Source organism: Aureimonas glaciei (assembly GCF_014643375.1).
Lineage (GTDB): Bacteria > Pseudomonadota > Alphaproteobacteria > Rhizobiales > Rhizobiaceae > Plantimonas > Plantimonas glaciei.
In genome coordinates this window covers 115,450-131,835 of record NZ_BMJJ01000008.1, presented here as the reverse complement: position 1 = coordinate 131,835, position 16,386 = coordinate 115,450, and the positions used below count along the sequence as shown (strand labels likewise).

21 protein-coding genes are annotated in these 16,386 nt (G+C 66.3%); 4 read left to right on the top strand and 17 right to left on the bottom strand.

The genetic code is table 11. The features are described 5' to 3' along the window. Positions 1-99 precede the first annotated feature (99 nt). From flgG to flgB, 4 genes are read right to left on the bottom strand one after another with little or no spacing between them, the layout of a single operon-like run. Complete coding sequence (gene flgG / locus IEX88_RS16575; RefSeq protein ID WP_188852723.1) at positions 100-885, bottom strand: flagellar basal-body rod protein FlgG; 786 nt, start codon at positions 883-885, stop codon at positions 100-102. A gap of 27 nt (positions 886-912) precedes the next feature. After that, positions 913-1,236 carry a flagellar hook-basal body complex protein FliE gene (fliE, locus tag IEX88_RS16570; protein ID WP_188852720.1) on the bottom strand — a complete coding sequence of 108 codons (324 nt, stop codon included), beginning with the start codon at positions 1,234-1,236 and terminating at the stop codon, positions 913-915. A gap of 4 nt (positions 1,237-1,240) precedes the next feature. Next, positions 1,241-1,657: a flagellar basal body rod protein FlgC gene (flgC, locus tag IEX88_RS16565; RefSeq protein ID WP_188852718.1), complete on the bottom strand. Its 417-nt coding sequence runs from the start codon at positions 1,655-1,657 to the stop codon at positions 1,241-1,243. Between the two features lie 5 nt (positions 1,658-1,662). After that, positions 1,663-2,043 carry a flagellar basal body rod protein FlgB gene (flgB, locus tag IEX88_RS16560; protein ID WP_188852716.1) on the bottom strand — a complete coding sequence of 127 codons (381 nt, stop codon included), beginning with the start codon at positions 2,041-2,043 and terminating at the stop codon, positions 1,663-1,665. A 268-nt stretch (positions 2,044-2,311) separates the two neighbouring features. Here flgB and IEX88_RS16555 point away from each other — a divergent pair, with 268 nt between their 5' ends. Continuing rightward, on the top strand, positions 2,312-2,791 hold the full coding sequence (locus tag IEX88_RS16555) for a chemotaxis protein CheW (protein WP_188852714.1): 480 nt from the start codon (positions 2,312-2,314) through the stop codon (positions 2,789-2,791). Positions 2,792-2,992: 201 nt separating this feature from the next. Here the strand turns inward: IEX88_RS16555 and IEX88_RS16550 are convergent, their stop codons facing one another. From IEX88_RS16550 to motA, 7 genes are all read right to left on the bottom strand, one after another. Further along, entirely contained in the window at positions 2,993-3,427 is a 435-nt protein-coding gene (locus IEX88_RS16550) for a BspJ family T4SS effector nucleomodulin (protein ID WP_244640262.1), read from the bottom strand. Between the two features lie 202 nt (positions 3,428-3,629). Beyond that, complete coding sequence (gene flhB, locus IEX88_RS16545) at positions 3,630-4,718, bottom strand: flagellar biosynthesis protein FlhB (RefSeq protein ID WP_373289614.1); 1,089 nt, start codon at positions 4,716-4,718, stop codon at positions 3,630-3,632. A 118-nt stretch (positions 4,719-4,836) separates the two neighbouring features. After that, positions 4,837-5,877, bottom strand: a complete 1,041-nt coding sequence (locus IEX88_RS16540; RefSeq protein WP_188852708.1) for a FliG C-terminal domain-containing protein — start codon at positions 5,875-5,877, stop codon at positions 4,837-4,839. A 6-nt stretch (positions 5,878-5,883) separates the two neighbouring features. Beyond that, positions 5,884-6,198, bottom strand: a complete 315-nt coding sequence (fliN, locus tag IEX88_RS16535; protein ID WP_210319292.1) for a flagellar motor switch protein FliN — start codon at positions 6,196-6,198, stop codon at positions 5,884-5,886. Between the two features lie 241 nt (positions 6,199-6,439). Then, entirely contained in the window at positions 6,440-6,841 is a 402-nt protein-coding gene (locus tag IEX88_RS16530) for a hypothetical protein (protein ID WP_188852703.1), read from the bottom strand. Then, positions 6,822-7,757 (bottom strand): FliM/FliN family flagellar motor switch protein, encoded by a 936-nt coding sequence (locus tag IEX88_RS16525; protein WP_188852701.1) that lies wholly within the window; start codon positions 7,755-7,757, stop codon positions 6,822-6,824. Before IEX88_RS16525 ends, IEX88_RS16530 begins: the two co-directional genes overlap by 20 nt. 15 nt (positions 7,758-7,772) lie before the next feature. Continuing rightward, on the bottom strand, positions 7,773-8,642 hold the full coding sequence (gene motA / locus IEX88_RS16520; protein ID WP_188852699.1) for a flagellar motor stator protein MotA: 870 nt from the start codon (positions 8,640-8,642) through the stop codon (positions 7,773-7,775). A gap of 224 nt (positions 8,643-8,866) precedes the next feature. Here motA and flgF point away from each other — a divergent pair, with 224 nt between their 5' ends. Further along, a complete protein-coding gene (flgF, locus tag IEX88_RS16515) occupies positions 8,867-9,592 on the top strand; it encodes a flagellar basal-body rod protein FlgF (RefSeq protein WP_188852697.1) in 726 nt (241 codons plus the stop codon). Then, positions 9,592-10,938, top strand: a complete 1,347-nt coding sequence (gene fliI / locus IEX88_RS16510) for a flagellar protein export ATPase FliI (RefSeq protein ID WP_188853033.1) — start codon at positions 9,592-9,594, stop codon at positions 10,936-10,938. The genes flgF and fliI overlap by 1 nt, the downstream gene beginning before the upstream one ends. Before the next feature lie 51 nt (positions 10,939-10,989). Here the strand turns inward: fliI and IEX88_RS16505 are convergent, their stop codons facing one another. From IEX88_RS16505 to IEX88_RS16480, 6 genes are all read right to left on the bottom strand, one after another. Beyond that, positions 10,990-11,973, bottom strand: coding sequence for an ABC transporter substrate-binding protein (locus IEX88_RS16505; RefSeq protein WP_188852695.1), 984 nt, complete (start codon positions 11,971-11,973; stop codon positions 10,990-10,992). A gap of 33 nt (positions 11,974-12,006) precedes the next feature. After that, positions 12,007-13,071 carry an ABC transporter permease gene (locus IEX88_RS16500; RefSeq protein ID WP_373289612.1) on the bottom strand — a complete coding sequence of 355 codons (1,065 nt, stop codon included), beginning with the start codon at positions 13,069-13,071 and terminating at the stop codon, positions 12,007-12,009. Beyond that, the gene (locus IEX88_RS16495) at positions 12,969-13,868 is read right to left on the bottom strand and encodes an ABC transporter permease (protein WP_244640257.1); all 900 of its coding nucleotides are present in this window, start codon (positions 13,866-13,868) and stop codon (positions 12,969-12,971) included. Before IEX88_RS16495 ends, IEX88_RS16500 begins: the two co-directional genes overlap by 103 nt. Next, positions 13,865-14,410, bottom strand: a complete 546-nt coding sequence (locus IEX88_RS16490; protein WP_188852691.1) for an endonuclease domain-containing protein — start codon at positions 14,408-14,410, stop codon at positions 13,865-13,867. Before IEX88_RS16490 ends, IEX88_RS16495 begins: the two co-directional genes overlap by 4 nt. A gap of 212 nt (positions 14,411-14,622) precedes the next feature. Beyond that, the gene (locus tag IEX88_RS16485) at positions 14,623-14,952 is read right to left on the bottom strand and encodes a hypothetical protein (protein ID WP_188852689.1); all 330 of its coding nucleotides are present in this window, start codon (positions 14,950-14,952) and stop codon (positions 14,623-14,625) included. Between the two features lie 36 nt (positions 14,953-14,988). Beyond that, on the bottom strand, positions 14,989-15,822 hold the full coding sequence (locus IEX88_RS16480; protein WP_188852687.1) for an ABC transporter ATP-binding protein: 834 nt from the start codon (positions 15,820-15,822) through the stop codon (positions 14,989-14,991). A 135-nt stretch (positions 15,823-15,957) separates the two neighbouring features. On the opposite strand from IEX88_RS16480, the gene IEX88_RS16475 reads away from it, so the two are divergent. Beyond that, complete coding sequence (locus IEX88_RS16475) at positions 15,958-16,371, top strand: cupin domain-containing protein (RefSeq protein ID WP_188852685.1); 414 nt, start codon at positions 15,958-15,960, stop codon at positions 16,369-16,371. Positions 16,372-16,386 lie beyond the last annotated feature (15 nt).

Below are 16,386 nucleotides of genomic sequence, written 5' to 3'. Positions count from 1 at the left end.
TCTTGTCGGGGAGTTGTGACGGGGGCGCAGGTCCCCGGAAGACGGAGAGGCCGCGGGACGTGCCCGCCTGCGGCCGAAGCCGCAGGCGGGCCAGGCAGGCTAGCGCAGGCCGGTCGAGACGACCTTCGACATGTCGTCGGCAGCCTGAATGACCTTGGAATTCATTTCATAGGCGCGCTGCGCCGAGATCAGTTCCGAGATCTCCTTGACGGGATCGACGTTCGATCCCTCGAGATAGCCCTGGTGGATGACACCGAAGCCCGGATCGCCCGGCACGCCGGCGGTCGGTGGGCCGGACGCCAGGGTCTCCTTGAACAGGTTGCCACCCTTGGCCTCCAGGCCCGGCTCGTTGACGAAGGTCGCCAGCGTCAACTGTCCGAGCAGGATCGGATCAGCATTGCCCGCCTTGGAGTAGATTTCGCCGGTGCTCGAGACGGTCAGCGTCACATTGTCGACGGGGACGGTGATCTGCGGATCGATCAGGAAGCCGTCGAGGGTGACGATCTGGCCCTGGTCGTTGGTGTTCAGGGCGCCGTCGCGGGTGTAGAGCGTCTCGCCGCCGGCGCCGGTGATCTGGAAGTAGCCGTTGCCGTTGATCGCCAGATCCAGCGTGTTGCCGGTCTGCGCCAGCGAGCCCTGGATATGGGTCGAGCGGATCGCCGCGGTGCGCACGCCGAGGCCGATCTGGGCGCCTTCGGGAACCACGCCCTCGCCGCCGCGCGCCGGCACGCCCTGCATGCGCTCGACCTGGTAGAGAAGGTCGGTGAATTCAGCACGGGAACGCTTGAAACCGGTAGTGTTGATGTTCGCGATGTTGTTCGCGATCACTTCGACATTGGTCTGCTGTGCGTTCATGCCGGTGGCGGCAATGGCCAAAGCTCTCATAGGTTCATTCCTCTTCCGACAAAGGCGTCAGATGGCCATCCGTGACAGTTCTTGATAGGCGGAGACGACCTTGTCGCGGAGCGCGACCGCCGTCGTCAGCGTGCGCTCGGCATCCATGACCGCGCTGACCACCGCCTGCGTCGAGGCCTCGCCGTTGATGCCCTTGACCGAGACGACTTCGGCATTCCTCATCGTATCGATGGCGTTCGTCGTCACCTGGGCCATGACCGAGGCGAAGTCCGGCTTGCCGACCCCGCTCGCGCCGATGCCGGAGCTGAGGCCGGTGGCCATGCCGCTGTCGATGCGGGACGTCTCGACGCGCGACAGCGCGGAACTAATGGCGGGGATCATGGGGTCAGCTCCTGAGAAGATCGATGGTCACGTTGATCAGTTCGCGCGCCTGCTTGATCACTTGCAGATTGGCCTCGTAGGACCGGTTGGCCTCGCGCATGTCGGCCATCTCGACCAGCATGTTGACGTTGGGCATCTTGACGTAGCCGCCGGCGTCCGCCGCCGGATTGCCGGGATCGTGCTCGACGGTGAAGTCCGAGCTGTCGGTGCCGTAGTCGGCGACCTTGACGAGCTGGGCGCCGCTCACGCGGTCGATCTCGCTCTGGAAGGTCACGGTCTTGCGGCGATAGGGGTCGCTGCCGGGGGTGAGACCCGTCGATTGCGCGTTGGCGACGTTCTCCGAGACGATGCGCAGCCGGTTCGACTGTGCCTCGAGGCCGCTCGCGGCGATCCGCAGGCTGGAAATGATCGGATCTGACATTGGGTTCAGCCCTTGACGCTGGTCATGAAGAAGCGGTGGAAGGCTTTGGCGATCGAGGCGTTCAGCGTGTACTGGGCCGAGACTTCGCCCGACTTCAGCATTTCCTGCTCGAGCGTGACGGAGTTGCCGGAATGGGTGACGTCCCAGGCGTTTTCCGGCCGTTCCTCGATCTCGACGGCGCGCCCGCTGCTCGCGGCCAGGTGCATCGAGCTGCTCCCCGCCATGGCGAGCTGCGTCGATTGCATGGTGTCGGAGAAACCGCCGATATCCTTGGCCTTGTAGCCGGGCGTGTTCACGTTGGAGATGTTCTCAGCGACGATCGTCTGTCGGTTCGCGAGCCATTCCGCCCGCCGCGACGAAAGCCCAAAGAGATAGATGTCGGTCAATGAAATCCCCCATCACCACCAAGATGACGGGCCCAGTTCTACGGCGGTGCACTTGTCCGAAACTTGCCCGCGGACGCGTTCGGCGCCCTGCGCCGCAGCACCCGTCATGGCGGGGACGCCACCCGGCGATCCGGCGACCATGTCCCGGCCCCAGCCGGGCGTTACGCATTCTTAGCAGATGCTGCCGCACAGTGACCGTCGGCTGACCTCACGGGCGCTGCGGTCAGGCGACCCAGCGGTGGGCGAACAGCGCCTTGCGGAGACTCACATGGCACAGCGTCTGGACGGCCCGATCGCGGCAAAGGCCCTCGGCTCGGAACTGCTCTCCGTACGGGTGGGCGTCCAGGAATTCGCGCTCGACATCATGAGTGTCCGCGAAATCCGCGGCTGGATGTCGTCGACGCCGATGCCCCATTCGCCTCCCTCGGTGAAGGGCATGATCAACCTGCGCGGTGTGGTCCTGTCGGTCATCGATCTCGGCGAACATCTGGGTCTGGCACCGGTCGAACCGGGGCCGTCCGCCGTCGTCGTCGTGGTTCAGGTCGAGGAGCGCCTGCTCGGCCTCTTGGTCGACGCGGTCTGCGACATCATCACCATCAACGCCGCGATGATCCAGCCAACCCCCGACGTCGGCCACAGCGAGTCCCAGAACTCGGTGTCGGGTCTTGTCATGATCGACGGCCGCATCGTCAGCATCCTGTCGGTTCCCCACTGCTTCCCCGAGCGCTCGGCCGCGATCGCCGCCTGACCCGGCCGGCGCGAGCCGCCGTCCGCGCGTCCGCCGCGAGGCCATCGCCTGCGGCGGGGCGCGGGCTGCAAACGACAAAGGCCCGCTTGGCTCAAACGAGCCGAACGGGCCTTGGATGACGCCATGCCGGGCGCCGGTTTCGCAAGGGCCGCGCCCCTCCCCGACGCGCACCTGCCGGATCTCAGAGCGGTCCGCGGATGGTCAGGCCTCCTGGCTGCGGCCGATGCGGGAAGCCTGAACGGCGGCGCGCAGCATCTCAGTATGCTCTTCCGGACTGGCGTCCGGCGTCGCGAAGGCGATGAAGGTGATGGTCACCGAGGCGCTGGCGGCCGCCAGGCCCAGGCGGAAATGGGCGCTGACACCCTGGTGGTGGAACTCCATGGCGAGGTCGATCGTCGGCACGCTGCCCCAGGTCAGGTGCAAGTCGCCCTCCGAGCCGAAGCGGAGTGTCCCCGTCTTGAGAAACAGCTGGCTGGACGAATTGACGATGTCGGCGACGTTGCCGAGCCGCTCCATCCGCAGGAAGGCGATATAATCGATCACCTCGACCAGTCGAAGCTCCGCGACCACCTGCTCGATACCCTCGGCCAGGATCTTTTCGCGTTCGATGGTATGCTTGCTGCGAAGATTCAACATGAAGTGAGAACCCATACCACCACCCAGATCCAGCGATGTCGGCGCCTTCGGCGCGCGAGCATTCATTATTCGGGTGCCGCAGGTCTTGCCGCGGCACGTATGGAAGTTCCGCCGGCCTGCCGGGGAACCAAGAGAATGCAACCCCTGACATCATGTCGCGGTCGACCGCGCCGCCCTTGTCGGCGACGTCGTCCTGTCGGCATCAGCCGCCGCCGGCGCCGATCTTCCCAGAGGATCGAGACTGGAGGAAGTAGATCAATTCCGCGACCGCCTTGAAGAACTGCTGCGGAATCATCTGGTCGATTTCAACATGATCGTACATGGACCTTGCCAAGAGCTTGTCTTCGATCACCGGCACGTCATTGGCTTCGGCGATTTCACGAATCTTCAGGGCGATCAGGTCCACGCCCTTGGCGACGACGATCGGGGCGCCGCCCTCCTCGCGCGAATAGCGCAGGGCGATGGCGTAATGGGTCGGATTGGCGATGACGACGGTTGCCTTGGGAACCGCCGCCATCATCCGCTTGCGATTGCGGTCGCGGGCGATCTGGCGCTGGCGCGCCTTGACCATGGGATCGCCTTCGGCCTGCTTCATCTCGTCCTTGATCTCCTGCTTCGACATCTTCAGGTCGCGATGCCAGAGCACGCGGGAGAAGAAGAGATCGGCGGCAACGAGCACGATCGTGGCGATCGACACCGCCGACAAGAGCTGCATGGCCAGCGTCAGCAGCGTTTCCGGAAGCAGGTTCGGGTCTGAAAACATCGTCTTCAGCGTCGACTGCAGGTCGTTGGCAAGCATGGTGCCGACGATGATCGAAATGGCGGCGAACTTGAACAGCGACTTGCCGAACTCAGTGAAGCCGCGCAGGCCGAAAAGTTTGTTCCAGCCGGAGACGATGGAGATGTTCTGCATCTTCGGGCGGATGCGCTCGAGATTGATCTGCGGCGGGTTCTGCAGGAGCGACGCCAGGACGCCGCCGACGACGAAGAAGCCGGCGGCGGGGAGGATGAACTGACCGGCCTGCAGCCCGATGACGTGCATGAATTGAAGGGCATCCGTACCATTCTCGATGTTCCACTGGCTCGGATTTTCGAACGTGCTCTTCAGGCTGGTGAGAAGAACGTTGCTGGCATCCCGGGCCGTGAAGGCAATGAACGCCATGGCGGCCAGCAGCGAAGCCAAGATCGGCGCCTCGCGCGAAGACGGCAGATTGCCCTTCTCCACCGTGTCGCGGATCTTCTTCTCTGTGGCTTCTTCTGTTTTGGAATCCTTGTCCTCGTCAGCCACGATGAACCTGCCCTATCACTGTTAAGAGTTCGCATCATGCGAACGCGGGAACGGAGCTTCGTCCGTCCGCAGGCAGTTTCGGCGTGCCGCCTGTCCGTCCGGGACGGCGGCACGGCGTGGATCAGGCTTCGGGCGCCGCCGTCAGGACGATCTTGCCTTCGGAGGCCAGGCGCAGGGCGGCCGCGGCGATGGAGCGCCGCGCCGCGGTGATGTCCTTGGCGGCGATGTCGGCCGGCTGCTGCAGCTCCGCTTCCACCATGCGGCGGGCACGGGCGGCGAGCGAGGACACGACCACCTCGACCAGTTCGGGCGGGGCGCCGCGCAGGGCCATGGTGACGAGCTCGGTCGGAATCTCGTCGAAGAGGATGAGCCGCGACTTCTTGACGACGTTCGGCAGGTCTTCGAAGGCGAAGAGCAGGTTGCGGATCGCGGTCGCTTCTTCCGGTTGGGTTTCGGCGATCGACATCAGGAAGGCGTCGGTCTGCACCTTTTCCATCCGGTTGGCGATCTCCGCCAGCGTCGTGCGGCGTGCCAGGCGTTCCGGACCGTCGTCGCCGGCGATGAGCGTGGCGCGCAGCGTCGTCTCGATCATCTCCTCCGCTTCGAGCGTCAGGGGTCGGGCGCTGAGCACCCGGCGCATGACGTCGTTGCGGAACGCGTCCTCGAAACCGGCGACCAGCGCGGCGGCGATCTCGGGCTCGAGGCGGGCGACGACGATGGCCACGACCTGTGGGTGTTCGCCGACGAGCAGGCCATGCAGCGTCTTGACGCCGAGATTCTCGATCTCCTCCCACACCGACAGCGAAGGGCCGGTGAACAGCGAGGAGTCGATGAAGTCCTCGGCCCCGAAGACCTGCGACATCTCGTCGGACGACAGAGCGGACTTCAGGAGCTTGTTCATCTCGGAGTCGAGGCCGCTGAGGCCCGAACCCGTCTTGAAAGCCTCCTGGAAATCGCTGACGAGCTGATCGAGCTGGTGGGCCGAGACTTCCTTCTGATCGGCGACGCTGTCGCGCAGCGCGCGGATCTCGTCGTGGCTGAGATGCTTCAGCAGCCGCGAGGCGCCGTTCGAGCCCATCGCCAGGAGAAGAATGGCTGCCCGTGCCGGTCCGACGATCGAATCACGGTCAGCGTCCATGTCGGAATAGCTCGCAAAGCTCATGACGGATCAGGCCGCCGACGCCTTGGCACGCTGGGGGCGCGCACCGGGCGAAACGATCTCGGTCAAGGTGATGCCGAAGCGCGATTCCTCGTTCTCCAGGACCACGACCTCGCCGCGCGCGACGATCCGGCCGTTGACGATGAGGTCGACGGGGTCGCCGATGCTGGTGTCGAGCTTGACCACGGCGCCGCGGCCGAGCTTCACGAGGCTCGCGACCGGCATGACGGCCTTGCCCAGAACCACCTGCATGGTGACGGGAATGTCCATGATGAGGTTGAGGTCGGGCTTGCCCTCGGCCTGCACCGCCTCGCCGTCGTCCATGCCGTCGAAGCCGGCGGAGGATTCCAGTTCGTCGGCGGCGTCGAAGGCGGGGGCCTCGAACTCGCTGCCCTCGATGTCGTCCGTCTCCATGATGCCGGCATCCATCACGTCCGCCTCGTCGTCATCAATCATGATCGGATCTCCCTGTCTGGTATGGCCGGTCTGGTTCGAAACGGCCGCTGCAACTGTCGGCTCGCGCCCCTTGGCCCATCGGGCCGAAGCGGCTGCAGCGCCTTGTGAATCAACGATTAGCGGGCGAGGCTGATGCGAGGCGTGACTCGATCAGCGTCAGCCAGTTTTCCTGCGTCGGTGCGGCCGCGGCCAGGGGCGCGTCGCGGCGACCGTCATTGGCGACGGAAAGGCGCGTCTCGGCCACCCGGACCGAGTCGTCCAGCATGCCCGACAGCTCGCGCGCGTCGTCGATCGCCGCCTGCAGGGCATTGAGCGTCGCAACGCCCTCGCTGCGCAGCATCACCACGGCGTGGGCGGCGCGGTTGATCGCGGCATCGGCATCCTGAAGGCTGCGGTGGAAGCTGGATTCCTCGCTGCGCAGCTTGCGCAGTTCGCGCACCATCATGCCGACCCGCCAGCTGGTGAAGACGAGGGCCGATATCAGGACGAAATCAATCAGATAGGATGTCATCGATGAACTCCTCGGTTGGATCGATCTTCTCTTCGATGCGGACCACGTAGGAATCGTGGGACCGCCCCATGCGCCCGCGGAACAGCCGCTGCTCCTCGCATTCGATGATGAGAAGGCTGTCGGTCGTGGCATCGAGGACGATCGTCTGGCCGAGCGTGAAGCGGGCGACGTCGCCAAGGGTGATCTGCTTTTCGTCGAGCAGCGCGCGGATCTCGAGATCGGCCAGCTGCAGGCCTTCGGTGATGTCGCGCGCCCAGGCCTCGTCGGCCATCAGCGGCGCGCTCTCGGGAACGATCGTCAGCTTGCGCCGATGCACCGACAGCGCGCGCTCGGGCAGGGCGAAGCGCAACGTGCTGGCATGGTTGCCGATGGAGATCTTGAAGGCGAAGTCGACGAAGGCGACGTTCTCCTTCGTCAGGACTTCCTCGAGCTGCGGCAGGATCGCGGTGTGGAGCACCCGGTCGTCGACCATGTCCAGCGGGGCGACCGGCGCGAAGACCTTGTTGGCGGCGTTGATCACGGTGGACAGCGCCAGATCGATGAAGCGCCGGTCGAGCTTGCTGATCGGCCGGGGCGGCCCGATAGCGGAATCGCCATTGCCCCCGAACACGGCCTCGACGATCGTGTCGGCCAGGCGCAGATCGGCGATGGCAAAGCCGATTTCGCGCCATTTCGGCGAGCGGATGAGCGTTACCGAGGCGGCCGCCTGAAGGTCGCCGGCGGCGCTGGCGAAGGCCAGGCTCGAGACGCCGACGAACTCGATTTCGACGGGCGAGGCGTAGATCTCGTTCAGGCTGTCCTGAGCGGCGGCGGCCCAGTCGGCGGCGATCAGCTTCAGGCGCGGCAGGCGGTCCGGCTCGATCTTGGCGGCGGAGCGCAGTTGTGATTCGATGTTCTTTTCGGCTGTCATGGCCATGGTATTCCGGCTCCCTTAGGCGGCCTGGGCCGAGCCGCCGCCGATCGTCTCGGCTTCGACCTGGTCGATCGTCGGCCTGTCATAGGCCGAGATCGTCTTGCGTCCGTATTCCAGCGCGACCTGGGGCATGGCGCCGTTGATGTAGGCGATCAGCGTCTGCTTGACGATGATGTAGCGGCGCAGCTGCTTCTCGCGCACGCCCTTCACCTTGGCGGCGATCGGGCCGAACACGCCGTAGGCGAAGAAGATGCCGGCGAAGGTGCCGACGAGCGCGGCGCCGATCAGATGGCCGAGGATTTCCGGCGACTGGTCGAGGGCGCCCATGGCATGCACGATGCCGAGAACGGCGGCGACGATGCCCAGCGCCGGCAGTCCGTCGGCAACATCTTGAAGCGCGCCCTTGGGCTTCATCGAGTCGCGGGTGACGGTCTGGATCTCTTCGTCCATCAGGGACTCGATTTCGTGCGAGCGCACATTGCCGATGATGATCAGGCGGCAGTAGTCGCACACGAAGTTCATCATCGCCTTGTCCTTCATGATCAAAGGATAGGCCGTGAAGATCGCCGACTCCGTCGGATTGTCGACATGCTCTTCGACCTCGCTGCGAGGCTTGGAGCGCATTTCGCGCATCAGCGAATGCAGGAGGCTGAGAAGGCTGAGATAGTCCTTCTGCTTGGGAACCTGATCCTTGAAGGCTTCCATGATGGCCTTGCCGGTGTCTTTGACGACCTTCATCGGATTGGCGATCAGGAAGGTTCCGAGCGCGGCCCCGAGGATGATGATCAGCTCGTAAGGCTGCCAGAGCACGTCGAGATGGCCGCCACCGGCAATATAGCCGCCGAGAACGCAACCGATCGTAATGATCAAGCCTAGAACGATACCCATGGGACGACCCTTTTTCCGCTGTCCTTCGGTAACTATGGACAGCGACTTGTGCGAGCCTGACGGTGTTTTGGGACAGGCTGGCACAAGCCAGAATGCCGATGTTTCCCCGGCGACGGGCGATGCCCGGGCGACGCTCGAAGGAGCCACGCCGCGGCACCGTCCACCGCCCTTCCGCGGTAGCGGGCCGATCGTCCGAAGACCCCGACTCCAAGGAAGCAAGTCCCATGCAAACGTCCCTGCCGGTTGCCCTTTCCGCCCAGCTCGCGATGGAAAAGCGCCTGAACACGATTGCCGACAACATCGCCAACTCGCGCACGGCCGGATTTCGGGCCACCGAGGTGAAGTTTGCCTCCTATATGTCCAATGCCGCCGCCGAGCCTGTGGCCTTCGCCTCGGAGGGCGAGACCTTCATCTCCACCCGGACCGGCGAGATGACCCAGACCGGCAATCCGATGGACGTGGCCATCAACGGCGATGCCTTCATGGCGGTGCAAGGCGGCAACGGCCCGATCTACACCCGTGACGGCCGCATGACGATGAACGACGCCGGCGAACTGATGTCGCTCACCGGCAAGCCGGTCCTCGATGTCGGCGGGGCGCCGATCCAGCTGAACCCCGGCGGCGGCAACGTGTCCATCGGCCGCGACGGCATGATCTCGCAAGGCGGCGCGCAGATCGCGGCCATCGGCCTGTTCCAGATGCCGGCCGGCGCCAACCTGTCGCGCGCCGGCAATTCCGGCGTCGTCCCCGATCGCCCGGCGCAGCCCGTCGTCGATTTCGCCGACGTCAATGTCATGCAGGGCTTTACCGAAGGCTCGAACGTCAATCCGGTCCTGGAAATGACGCGCATGATCGAAGTGCAGCGCCAGTTCGAGAGCGCCGCGCGGTTCCTCGAAACCTCCGAGCAGTCGCTCGACAAGGCCGTCCAGATGCTCGGATCGCAGTCGTGATCCTTCCGCCGAGGCCGAAGCCCGAGACAGGCGCGCTGGACGCGCCCCGCATCCGCGTTTCCGGTCACATCGTCGACGTGTCGCCGCAGGCCTTTCGCGTCGCCGGAATCTCCCCTTTCGTGCGCCTCGGCGACTGCGTCGTCACCAACGGCCCGGAAGGCGAAGAGCTGGGCGAGGTCGTGCGCATCGAAGAGAAGGCCGCCACCGTCAAGCCCTTCGCTGTGCGCTTCCAGAGCGGCGTGCGCAACCTCGCCTGGCGCACCGGGCCGGTGACGCTCGCGCCCGCGACCAGCTGGAAGGGCCGCACCGTCGACGCCTTCGGCCGCCCCTGCGACGGCCTCGGCCCCCTCGAACAGGGCCCGCGCGAGCTGATCGCGGACACTTTGCCGGACGCCGCGATGAAGCGCGGCCGCATCCGCGAGCCGGTCGCCACTTCCGTGCGCGCCATCGACATTTTCACCCCGATCATCAAGGGCCAGCGCCTCGGCATCTTCGCGGGGTCGGGCGTCGGCAAGTCGACGCTGATGGGCATGCTGGCGCGTGCCAAGGGGTTCGACACCGTCGTCGTCGCGCTCGTCGGCGAGCGCGGCCGCGAGGTGCGCGAATTTCTCGAAGAGACTATGCAGAACGACCTCACAAGGGTCGTCACCGTCGTCGCCACCGGCGACGAGAGCCCGATGATGCGGCGCCTCGCGCCGAAGACGGCGATGTCGATCGCCGAGTATTTTCGTGACCTCGGCGAGAGCGTGCTGTTGATCGTCGATTCGGTGACGCGTCTCGCGCACGCCGCGCGCGACGTCGCGCTCGCCGCCGGCGAGCCGCCGGTCGCCCGCGGCTATCCGCCGAGCGTGTTTTCCGACCTGCCGCGCCTGCTCGAACGCGCCGGCCCCGGCCCCGAAGGCACCGGCACGATCACTGGCATCTTCGCCGTGCTGGTCGACGGCGACGACCATAACGAACCGATCGCCGACGCCATCCGCGGCACGCTCGACGGCCATATCGTGCTCGACCGGACGATCGCCGAGCAAGGCCGCTTTCCCGCCATCGACGTGTTGAAATCGATCTCGCGCCTCGCCGACCTCTCCTGGAATCCGCAGGAGCGCGAACTGGTGCTGCGGCTGCGGGCGATGATCGCGCGCTTCGAGGACACGCGCGACCTGCGCCTGCTCGGCGGCTACCAGCGGGGCAGCGACGCGACGCTCGACCAGGCCGTCGACCTCGTGCCGCATCTTTACGCCAGCCTCGTCCAGAACCCGACGGACGCGGTCACGGCCGAGCCCTTCGACGAGTTGTCGAAGCGCCTGAAGCAGGCCATGGCACCGGCCGGCGCAGCCGCGGCGGCCTGAGCCGCCACGGCCGGACAGGGACGCCGCCGGACCGGCGACGTCCGCGTTCGCCTATTTCACCGCGTCGGTCACGGCGCTCGTCCAGGCGCCTTCCGGCTTCTTCGTGATGACCGGGTCCGAACCGCCGCCGAGCAGCACCGCCACCGTGTTCTCGGCCGCCGCCGTGTCGAGCGTGGCGCTGGTGCCGAGCAGCTTGGCGATCTCGCCCATCATGAAGGTCTGGTGCTCGAGTGTCTGCGCGCCGGTCGTGTCGTTGTCGATGACGATCTCGGCGGCTTCGTCAGGATGCTCGCCGGCATACTGCCAGCCCTTCATCGAGGCGCCGACGAAGCGGGCGAGCCTGTCGACATTGGCGGGGTCCTTCAGCGTCGATTCCAGCGTGTAGAGACCGTCCTCCAGCGTGGCGACGCCTTGCTCCTCGTATTTGAAGACGACGAGGTCCTCCGGCTTCAAGCCGGCATCGAGCACCTGGCCGTATTCATTGTAGGTCATGGTGGAGATGCAGTCGGCCTGCTTCTGGATCAGCGGGTCGACATTGAAGCCCTGCTTGATCACCGTGACGCCCTCCGGACCGCCATCGGTCTTGAGGCCGAGCTTCGACATCCAGGAGAGGAACGGATACTCGTTGCCGGAGAACCAGACGCCGAGCGTCTTGCCCTTGAAGTCGGCCGGCGAGGCGATCCCGGTCTCCTTGCGGCAGGTCAGCATCAGGCCTGACTTGGCGAAGGGCTGGGCGATGTTGACCAGCGGCAGGCCCTTTTCGCGCGCCGCCAGCGCCGACGGCATCCAGTCGATGATGACGTCGGCACCGCCGCCCGCCAGCACCTGCGCCGGCGCCACGTCCGGTCCGCCCGGCTTGATCGTCACGTCGAGCCCGGCCTCGTCGTAAAAACCCTTTTCCTTGGCGACAAAGTAGCCCGCGAACTGCGCCTGCGCGACCCATTTCAGCTGCAGCGTCAGGGGGTCGGCGGCAAACGCCGCGCCCGTCGAGGCTGCCAGTGCGAGGGCCATCCCCGCCAGAACGAATTTCTTCATGCCCGTCGTCTCCTCATCGGTTGCGGTGTCCCATCATGCACGCCGGTAGGACGGATGCCAGAAGGTTACAGTGCGCTCGGCGAGCGCCAGCAGGCCGTAGCTCAAGGACCCCGCCAGGGCCGCGACGGTGATCTCGGCCCAGACCATGTCGGTGTTCATCCGCCCGATCTCGGCCGAGATGCGAAACCCCATGCCGACGATCGGCGTGCCGAAGAACTCCGCCACGATGGCGCCGATGAGGGCGAGCGTCGAATTGATCTTCAGGGCGTTAAAAATGAAGGGCATGGCAGCCGGCAGCCGCAGCTTCAGAAGCGTCGCCCCGTGCCCGGCGGCATAGGTGCGCATCAGGTCGCGCTCCATGGATCCGGCGGCCGAAAGCCCCGCCAGGGTGTTCACCAGCATCGGGAAGAAGGTCATCACCACCACGACCGCCGCCTTCGACGGCCAGTCGAAGCCGAACCACATCACCATGATCGGCGCCACGCCGACGATCGGCAAGGCAGAGGCGAGATTGGCGACCGGCAGAAGGCCGCGCCGGAGGAAGGACGAGCGGTCGATGAGAAGCGCGGCGAGAAAGCCCGCGCCGCAGCCGAGGACATAGCCCGCGAGGACGGCCTTCAGAAACGTCTGGGCGAAATCGGCCCAAAGGATCGGCAGCGAGCCGGCGATTCGCGCCCCGATCGCGGAAGGCGGCGGCAGCAGCACCGACGGCACGCCGAGCCCGCGCACCAGGCACTCCCAGAGCAGGAGCAGCGTCAGCCCGAAGACGATGGGCACGGCGAGATTGGCCAGCATCCGCGCCGTCGGGGTAGCGGGCGAAAGGGCCGACAGACGCGCCGTCAACTGCCAGGCCACCAGCCAGACGACGACCACCAGCAGCCAGAAGCCGGGGCCGACGGCCCCTTCCCGCAGCGAGGCGAGGAGCACGCCGGCACCGACCGTGGCGAGAAGCGCGGGAAGAACGAGGCCCTGCCGCAGCAGGCGGACGGCGGCCGTCATCGCAGCGCCCCCATGCGCCTGAGGATCCATCGCTCGCCGAGCGAGACCAGCCCGACGAGCGCCCCCGCCATCGCCGCGGCCACCACCAGCGCCGACCAGATCTGGATCGTCTGGCCGTAATAGGAGCCGGCCAGGAGCCGCGCCCCGAGGCCGGCGACCGCGCCCGTCGGCAATTCGCCGACGATCGCGCCGACGAGAGCCGCCGCCACCGCGATCTTCATCGAGGCGAAGAGGAAGGGCAGCGAGGCCGGCATCCGCAGCTTCGCCAGCACCTGGCGGCCGCTGGCGCCGTAGGTGCGCATCAGGTCGAGTTGCAGGACATCGGGCGAGCGCAGCCCCTTCACCATGCCGACCGCAACCGGGAAGAAGGACAGGTAGGTCGAGATCACCGCCTTCGGGAACAGGCCCTGGATGCCGACTGAATTCAGGACGACGATCACCATCGGCGCCACGGCGAGGATCGGAATGGTCTGCGAGGTGATGATCCAGGGCATCAGGCTCTTGTCGAGCGTGCGCGAATGGACGATGCCGACGGCGAGCAAGGCGCCGAGTGCCGTGCCGATGACGAAGCCGACGAGCGTCGAGGACAGCGTCACCCAGCCATGGAAGAGGAGCGAGCGCGGCGAGGTCGGCTTGACCATCGCCGTCGTCTTCCAGATCTCCGCCACGATCTGGTGCGGCGCCGGCAGCACCGGCCGCTCCGCCGCCCAGGTCGCGGCGATGGTCTGGGCGGTCGTCGTTTCCGTGCCCGCGCGCTCGAGACGGTCGACGGTCGTCTGCCAGTTCATCGGCACGGCCGCGGCGTACCAGAGAACGAGGATGGCCGCGACGACGACGAGGATCGGCAGGGTCTTGCCGTCGGAGCGGGGGCGGGAGGGGGCGGCAAGGACGCTCACGTCGGTCCCCTCATCCGGCCCTTCGGGCCACCTTCTCCCCGGCGGGGAGAAGAATGGCGCAGCGGCTCCGGGGACGGGTTCTGCTCATCCTCGAGCGGTGCAAAGGGACGTGCCATTCCTCTCCCCACAGGGGAGAGGGTGGCCGGCGCGAAGCGCAGGCCGGGAGAGGGGCCACCGCCGTCGGAAGGTTCGTGCAGACGCCCGTCGAGCACGGCCAGGATCGTCTCCAGGACCGCCTCCCGCTCGCGCATCACTTCGTCGTTCCAGAAGCGCAAAACCGAATAGCCCTGTGCGTTGAGCCATTCCGTCCGACGGGCATCGCGCGCTGACTCGGAATGCTGGCCGCCATCGAGCTCGACGATGAGCCAGTGCGACCGGCAGGCGAAATCGGCGAAGTATGGGCCGATCGGAAGCTGTCGGACAAATTTGAAGCCGTTGAGGCGGTGCGCCTTGAGCTCATACCAGAGGCGATACTCGGGATCGGTCTCGGCGCGACGGAGAGAGCGGGCGCGGGCGACACGGCTTGCAGGAGATAGGCCCACGGCGCTCCCCTCTTCCGGCCCTACGGGCCACCTTCTCCCCGGAGGGGAGAAGAATGGCGCGCGTTCTGAAGGGCTGCAAGACCTAGCGCCATCCCTCGCCCCTTTGGGGAGAGGGGTCCGAAGGACGGGCGAGACCCGCGTCTCGCCCCGGGGGACGTCGCGAAGCGACGGACGGGAGAGGGGCGCGATGCCCGACGAACAGAGCACTCCCCTCACCGCGCCACCGGCCACATCATCAGCACCAGGCCGACCGTGCCGAGCGCCATGCCGGCCATCTGCATCGGCGGCAGGCGTTCGCCGAAGGCGAGGAAGGCGACGAGGTTGATCAGCACGAGCTGCGCGACGCTGGAGGCGGAGATGGCAAGGCCAAGGCCACTCTCGCGCATCAGCCGCACCATCATCAGATTGCCGAGCCCGTAGAGCACCAGCATGACCAGAAGGGTCCACAGCGCCCCGCCGGCCACGTAGAGCCGCGACATCGAGGCTGCCGTGAGGAAGACCGGGATCGTCGCCATCAGCCAGAAAATGCCGGCCGTGGTCATGCGACAGGCCTCTGCGGCAGGCGCGCGCGGCCGCGATCAGACCGTGTCATAGCTGTGCCCTGCCCTGAGGCCCTCGCGCACCCGGTGCGCGATCGCGAGGAATGCCGGCGTCTCGCGGATTTCCAGCGGCCGGTCGGGGCCGAGATCGCAGTCGATGACGTCGTGGATGCGGCCGGGCCGCGGGCTCATGACGACGATGCGCGTCGACAGGAACACCGCCTCGGGAATGGAGTGGGTGACGAAGACGACGGTCTTTCCCGTCTTCGCCCAGAGCTTCAGGAGTTCTTCGTTCAGATGGTCCCGGACGATCTCGTCGAGCGCACCGAAAGGCTCGTCCATGAGAAGAAGGTCCGGATCGAAGGACAGAGCGCGGGCGATCGAGGCGCGCTGCTGCATGCCGCCCGATAGCTGCCAGGGAAACTTCTGGCCGAAGCCGGTGAGCCCGACGAGATCCAGCCCCGCCTCGACCCGCCTGCGGCGCTCGGCCTTGTCGAAACCCATGACCTCCAACGGCAGCGCGACATTGGCGGCGATCGTCCGCCAGGGATAGAGCGCCGCCGCCTGGAAGACATATCCGTAAGCCCGCGCCCGGCGCGCCGCGTCGGGCGACATGCCGTTGACCGAGATCGTGCCCGAGGTGGGCTTCTCCAGATCGGCGATGACGCGCAAGAGCGTGGTCTTGCCGCAGCCGGACGGGCCGATCAGCGAGACGAATTCGCCGCGGGAGACGGTGAGGTCGACATTCCTGAGCGCCTGCACCGGCGCGTCGGCTGCGGGAAAGACGAGATTGAGCCCCTGCGCCTCGACGACGGGGGTACCGGATGCGGAGCGGGAGACGATCGCGGCGGAGGGGGAAGCGGACTTGGACATGTCCCGGTTCATATCAGAAAATCATTCCGTGGGACCGCGGCCACCGCCACGCGGCGATGGTCCCGCCGGAAAATCGGATTATCATAGGCCGCGAGAACTACGGGTGCGGACGCAACATCGAGGGGAGTTGGACAAGTGAGCATCACCGAAACGCAGGACTGCGCCCTGATCCGCCCTGACACCACATATGACGGCAAGCAAGGATTGCGGTATCTCGCCGGCATTTCCGCCGAAAGCGTCGGTTCAACCGGCATCTGCATGCATCTCCTCACCATTCCGCCCGGCGGCCGCGCCAAAGCGCATCTGCATGAGAACCACGAGACCGCGATCTACGTCGTCAGCGGCGTCGCCGAGGTCTTCTATGGCGAGCGGCTGGAAAAGCATGCCGTCACCGCCGAAGGCGACCTCTTCTACATCCCCGCCGGCGTGCCGCATCTGCCGTTCAATTCGAGCGACGCCCCCTGCGTCGCCGTCATCGCCCGCACCGATCCGAACGAGCAGGAGAGCGTGGTGCTCAGGCCGGACCTGGAGGCGCTGCTGCCGCGGTGATCGCGCCGGGAGCCG

Bases quoted from the DNA above. Each gene is read 5' to 3' on its own strand.
- fliE (WP_188852720.1), bottom strand. From the start codon at position 1,236: ATGATCCCCGCCATTAGTTCCGCGCTGTCGCGCGTCGAGACGTCCCGC.
- motA (WP_188852699.1), bottom strand. From the start codon at position 8,642: ATGGGTATCGTTCTAGGCTTGATCATTACGATCGGTTGCGTTCTCGGC.
- IEX88_RS16540 (WP_188852708.1), bottom strand. From the start codon at position 5,877: ATGAGCTTTGCGAGCTATTCCGACATGGACGCTGACCGTGATTCGATC.
- flgC (WP_188852718.1), bottom strand. From the start codon at position 1,657: ATGTCAGATCCGATCATTTCCAGCCTGCGGATCGCCGCGAGCGGCCTC.
- IEX88_RS16530 (WP_188852703.1), bottom strand. From the start codon at position 6,841: ATGACATCCTATCTGATTGATTTCGTCCTGATATCGGCCCTCGTCTTC.
- IEX88_RS16555 (WP_188852714.1), top strand. From the start codon at position 2,312: ATGGCACAGCGTCTGGACGGCCCGATCGCGGCAAAGGCCCTCGGCTCG.
- IEX88_RS16485 (WP_188852689.1), bottom strand. From the start codon at position 14,952: ATGACCACGGCCGGCATTTTCTGGCTGATGGCGACGATCCCGGTCTTC.
- IEX88_RS16550 (WP_244640262.1), bottom strand. From the start codon at position 3,427: ATGTTGAATCTTCGCAGCAAGCATACCATCGAACGCGAAAAGATCCTG.
- flgF (WP_188852697.1), top strand. From the start codon at position 8,867: ATGCAAACGTCCCTGCCGGTTGCCCTTTCCGCCCAGCTCGCGATGGAA.
- IEX88_RS16480 (WP_188852687.1), bottom strand. From the start codon at position 15,822: ATGTCCAAGTCCGCTTCCCCCTCCGCCGCGATCGTCTCCCGCTCCGCA.
- IEX88_RS16505 (WP_188852695.1), bottom strand. From the start codon at position 11,973: ATGAAGAAATTCGTTCTGGCGGGGATGGCCCTCGCACTGGCAGCCTCG.
- fliN (WP_210319292.1), bottom strand. From the start codon at position 6,198: ATGGACGACGGCGAGGCGGTGCAGGCCGAGGGCAAGCCCGACCTCAAC.
- flgG (WP_188852723.1), bottom strand. From the start codon at position 885: ATGAGAGCTTTGGCCATTGCCGCCACCGGCATGAACGCACAGCAGACC.
- IEX88_RS16525 (WP_188852701.1), bottom strand. From the start codon at position 7,757: ATGGCCATGACAGCCGAAAAGAACATCGAATCACAACTGCGCTCCGCC.